The 4,515-nt window shown below is 72.6% G+C and carries 4 protein-coding genes; 1 reads left to right on the top strand and 3 read right to left on the bottom strand.

The features are described 5' to 3' along the window. Positions 1–458: 458 nt before the first annotated feature. On the top strand, positions 459–827 hold the full coding sequence (locus tag AOK08_RS21235; protein WP_055528375.1) for a nuclear transport factor 2 family protein: 369 nt from the start codon (positions 459–461) through the stop codon (positions 825–827). Between the two features lies 1 nt (position 828). On the opposite strand, the gene AOK08_RS21230 is transcribed toward AOK08_RS21235, so the two are convergent. The 3 genes from AOK08_RS21230 to AOK08_RS21220 form a co-directional block, all read right to left on the bottom strand. Then, positions 829–1,620 carry a helix-turn-helix domain-containing protein gene (locus AOK08_RS21230; protein WP_055528372.1) on the bottom strand — a complete coding sequence of 264 codons (792 nt, stop codon included), beginning with the start codon at positions 1,618–1,620 and terminating at the stop codon, positions 829–831. A 252-nt stretch (positions 1,621–1,872) separates the two neighbouring features. Then, positions 1,873–3,363: an MmgE/PrpD family protein gene (locus AOK08_RS21225; protein WP_055528365.1), complete on the bottom strand. Its 1,491-nt coding sequence runs from the start codon at positions 3,361–3,363 to the stop codon at positions 1,873–1,875. Beyond that, positions 3,360–4,370 carry a diacylglycerol/lipid kinase family protein gene (locus tag AOK08_RS21220; protein WP_055528352.1) on the bottom strand — a complete coding sequence of 337 codons (1,011 nt, stop codon included), beginning with the start codon at positions 4,368–4,370 and terminating at the stop codon, positions 3,360–3,362. The genes AOK08_RS21225 and AOK08_RS21220 overlap by 4 nt, the downstream gene beginning before the upstream one ends. Between the last annotated feature and the right edge of the window lie 145 nt (positions 4,371–4,515).

Raw genomic sequence — 4,515 nt, 5'->3', positions numbered from 1 at the left:
AGCAAACCGGGAACCCGGCCGCGACCTCCAGGAACCGGCCGGGTGAGCCGGCCCGCGTGGGAGGCGAGTGGGCCGGCGCCCGGATGCGGGTGCCGGGCCGGTCCCGAGCGGCCGGCGGCACCGGGCGCGGCCGAGCGGAGGCACGGTCCGGGAGTCCGCGCTCGACCGACGTCCTCCCGCCACGAGCGCGGCTGCCCGAGCGGGAGCCACCGGGCCGGACCGGGCCGGGGCCGGGCCGCGCCGACCGGGCCACGTCGGCCGGAGCCCCGGACACGTCGCCGACGCGGCAGGTGGCCCGACCGGTGGCCCGCCGCTCCGGTTTCCCTCTACGCCCTCCCCCGTACGGGCGACGAGCATTACCTGAGGGGTAATCGACTGGCTCCGGGCGTACCCGGCACAGTGGTCACGTGGCCGCGCCGACACCGCGGCTTCGACCCAGTACCTGAGGAGAGACGTCCATGACGAACTACGCCATCGCCGCCGAGCGCTACTTCGCCGCGTGGAACGCCGAAGGAGACGAGGCGATCGCCAAGGCCGTGTCCGCCGCCTTCACCGAGGACGTCACCTACACCGACCCGCTGGCCGACGTGGCAGGTCACGAGGGCATGGTCGCCGCGATCTCCGGCGCGCACGCGCAGTTCCCTGGCTTCGACTTCGTCATGAAGGGTGAGGTGGACGGCAACCACCACATCGCCCGCTTCTCCTGGGACCTGGTGTCGAAGGCGGACGGCTCCTCCCCGGCTGCCGGCTCCGATGTCGTCACCCTCGCCGAGGACGGCCGGATCAGCTCCGTCTGCGGCTTCCTGGACCGGCTCCCGGGAGCCTGACCTAACCCTGCATCTCCCGCAGTGCGGCGGCCGTCTCCTGGTCGGTGGGCAGAAAGGTCTCGATGGCCAGTTCGGAGACGGTCACGTCCAGCGGGGTGTTGAAGGTCGTCAGCAACGAGACGAACGACAGCAGTCTGCCCTCCCGCTCGATCAGCAGCGGCAGCGCGTACGACGCACGGGTGGCCGGCTCCGGGATTCCGTTGTCGGGCACCGGATACGCCGACACCTCGTGGTACAGGTCGGCCAGCGAGGTCAGGCCGCTCACCGCGATCTGGCGTTCCATCTGGTCCAGCAGATGGGCGCGCCACTGCGCGAGATTACGGATCACGGGAGCCATGCCCTCCGGATGCAGTGCCAGGCGCACGGTGTTGATGGGCGGGACCAGCAGGTGGTCGGCGACGCCCGAGACAAGGGCGAGCAGCCCCCGGTTGGTCCCGACGGCGTTGTACAGGCCGTCGTGCACGAGAGCGGGATTCGGATCGTGCACGGCCAGCAGCCGTTCGATCTCGCCGTTGAGGGTCTCCATCGCCGGGGCGTTCAGCGGGGTTTCGGGGAACACCGGGGCGAATCCGGCGGCGATCAGCAGCGTGTTGCGTTCCCGTACGGGTACGTCCAGTTGCTCGACCAGTCTCAGCAGCAGGGTGTGGCTGGGTTTGGCCCGGCCGGTCTCGATGAAGCTGATGTGCCGGGCGGAACTGTCGGCCCGCGAGGCCAGTTCGAGCTGGCTGACCCTGCGCTTGTCCCGCCACCTTCGAAGGAGGATGCCGACGTCGACAGTGCTGGGCGACCGCATTAATTGAGTAGTCACAGTTTCAAACATTATCTACTTGAGCGATAGACCCGATACTGCGTGTCAACACCACCGAGCGGCCGGTGCATACCGCTCGGTCGGCTTCATGTTCCCGCGCGCTCCGCGGACGATGCGTTTCGGGTCGAATTACGGTGGTGCGTCGGCCACGGGGAAGGCACGGGGAACATGCCGTCGGCCTATCCCCGGAGCCCGGCGCCCTGGTTCGATTCGCCTCGGTCCAGGGTGGTCGTCCGGTTACTCGCGCTCGGTGAGGGCCGCGCCGATCCAGTCGCGCAGCCGGCCGGCGTCCGCCGTGCCGAGTCCCGCCGCCGCCTTCGCCGTGTCCGCGTCGCCGCCGAGGCCGACGAACTTCTCGCGGACCAGGTCTTCGTGACAGGCCCGGGTGTGGTCCCCGATCGCGCCCAGCGGGACGAGCCGCTCACGGGTGAACTCGCGGCCGTCGTGCAGGCGTACGGTGACCCGGGCGCCGGTCGCCTTGGTGGCGGCGGTGAAGTCGGGCTCCGGTGGCCGGGCCGCGTCGAGGGCGATCCGGGCGGTCTCGGGCCCGCCGAACTCCAGCAGCCAGGGCTCGGCGTCGGCGCCCGCCCGGCGGACGGCGGCCCCGAAGGGCGCGGTGGAGTCGAACAGCGCGCGGGTGAGTTCGGGGTCGTGGGCGAGCCGTACCCGGTCCGCGAGCTGCCAGCGGGCCGCCTCCGCCAGTGCGGGGCGCTCGAAGTCGGCGACCGAGAGGCCGCCGGTGAGCAGGGCGGTGGCCACCGGGTAGGGGGTGTGCAGCACCAGCGCGCCCAGCGGGGCGTCGGGGCCGGTGACATAGTGCTCGGCGCGGCGGCCCGCGTAGACGGTGTAGAGGGAGGCCTCCACCAGCACCTCGGCCACCGCCGCCGGGTCCAACTCGCCCACTGCGGTGTGCAGTTCGCCGTGGAGTTCGATGGCGCAGTCCACGGCCGCGTCGATGCCGGGGCCGCCCGGGCGCATCTTGAACGACAGCGTCTCGGTGTGCCAGCGCCGGCCGAGACCGGCGGTGATCTCGTCGGGCAGCGGTACCGCGGCGAGCGCCGCGAGGAAGCCGTCGGGGTGTTCGAGCAGGTCGGGAGCGCCGTGCAGTCCGGCGGCGGCGGCATCGCAGGCGTCCATGGCGGCCCGTACCGGTGCCAGGGCGTTGAGGAGCCGGGCGTCGCTGGCCAGGAAGGCCCGCATCAGCGGCCGGTACGGCAGGGCGAGGGCCAGCCCCAGGGCGTCGGTCCACCACAGCGGATCCGTGACGCCCTCGGCGTGCAGCCGGCCGCAGACGGCGCCCACCAGATGGGAGTGGATCGCGCTCTGTCCGCGCAGCGGGCCGAGGGTCGCGGCGGCGGTGATACGCGCCGCGCACTCGGTCGCGACGACCACGGCCGTGATCAGCCGGGCGCCGGTCAGCCCGCGGGCGTGGGCGAAGGCGAGGGGGACGGCGACGGTCGAGTTGGAGAGGTGGCCGGCGTAGGCGGTGTCGTCGAGGTTCAGCCACGAGCCGAGTCCGGCCAGGACACAGGCGCTGTTCCGGGCGTCGGCCTGCAACGGGGCACCGAATGCGGAGATCATGCGCGCGCCCAGTGCGTGGTCGGCTCCGGCCCGGATCGACGCGGCCTGGGACAGGATCTGACTGGCGGCCAGCGCGCGGACCCGCTCCGGAATGTCGTCGTAGGTCAGCCGGGCGGCCCATTCGCACAGCTCCTGCAAGGGCGTCATCGGAGTTCCCCGGGTGCGGTCGTGGCGAGTACGGCGGTGTCGGCGCCCCACACGGGCAGGGCGCCGGGCAGCACGTCGAAGGTGAGGCGGGTGAGGTCGGCCGGCTGGAGGTTGCCGTCGTACTCGAAGCAGAGGGGTACGCCGTCGAGGCGCTCGACGACGATGCGGCGACCCCGGCCGTAGTGGACGCCGGGGAGGCCCAAGTGGGCGGCACGGCGGGTGAGTTCCGGGACCTCGTGGGGGTCGACCGGTGAGCCGATCACGCAGACGTCGAGCAGTCCGTCGTCCAGCTCCGAGTGCGGCAGCACCTGGTAACGGCCGCCGCGGAAGCGACCGCCGCCGACGTTGGCGAGCACGGTGGGACCCTCGTGGAGCACCGTCCCGTCGACGGTGACCCGGCCGGGGTACGGGACGAAGGCGTCGGCCGACTCGGCGAACGCCGTGGTGTAGCGGTCCCGTCCGGTCTGGGGAACGTGGCGGGCCACGCGCAGGGCGTCGGCGATGACGCCGGAGCAGGCGCCGAGGAAGACCTTGGCGCCGGTCTCGGTCAGGTGGGCCAGGTCCAGGCGGCGCAGCCGGGCACCGTGTCCGGGGCCGTCGAACACCGCCGCCAGGGCGGTCTGCCAGGGGCTCTCCGCCCAGAGCATCTTGTACCCGGAGTTGCCGGTGCCGGCCGGCACGATGACCAGGGCCGGGCGGGTGCCTGTGCCTGTGCCTGTGGCATCGGCATCGGCATCGGTGAGGCCGTCGACGACCTCGTGGACGGTGCCGTCGCCGCCCACCGCCACGACCAGGTCGGGCCGGGGGTGGCCGTCGGTGCCCGCGCACGCGGCGCGGACCGCCGAAGTGGCGTCGCCCCGGCCGGTGGTGGGGTGCAGGCGTACCTGGGCCGCGCGGTCTGCGCACAGGGCGAGGACGTCCGCCGTCAGGCGCTCGCTCGTGGTTCCCGCGGCGGGATTGGCGACGACGAGAACGCTCCGCACGGGCGCCTCGGACTCCTCGGTCATGGACACGCTCCGATTCCGAACACCGGCGGGGGGGGGCGGACACAGCACGACAGAACGGTGAGCGGAGAGGGCAGGATTCGAACCTGCGTAGGCGGGCGAACCACCCGACCGAGGAAAAACCCCAGCCCCCGATAAACCACTCCGG

This window comes from Streptomyces graminilatus (assembly GCF_001418565.1).
Lineage (GTDB): Bacteria > Actinomycetota > Actinomycetes > Streptomycetales > Streptomycetaceae > Streptomyces > Streptomyces graminilatus.
The sequence above is the reverse complement of the archived record's forward strand: the minus strand, read 5'-3'. Positions and strand labels throughout refer to the sequence as shown.

Excerpts from the sequence above, each read along its gene's own strand:
- AOK08_RS21235 (WP_055528375.1), top strand. The coding sequence starts at position 459 with ATGACGAACTACGCCATCGCCGCCGAGCGCTACTTCGCCGCGTGGAAC.
- AOK08_RS21230 (WP_055528372.1), bottom strand. The coding sequence starts at position 1,620 with ATGCGGTCGCCCAGCACTGTCGACGTCGGCATCCTCCTTCGAAGGTGG.
- AOK08_RS21225 (WP_055528365.1), bottom strand. The coding sequence starts at position 3,363 with ATGACGCCCTTGCAGGAGCTGTGCGAATGGGCCGCCCGGCTGACCTAC.
- AOK08_RS21220 (WP_055528352.1), bottom strand. The coding sequence starts at position 4,370 with ATGACCGAGGAGTCCGAGGCGCCCGTGCGGAGCGTTCTCGTCGTCGCC.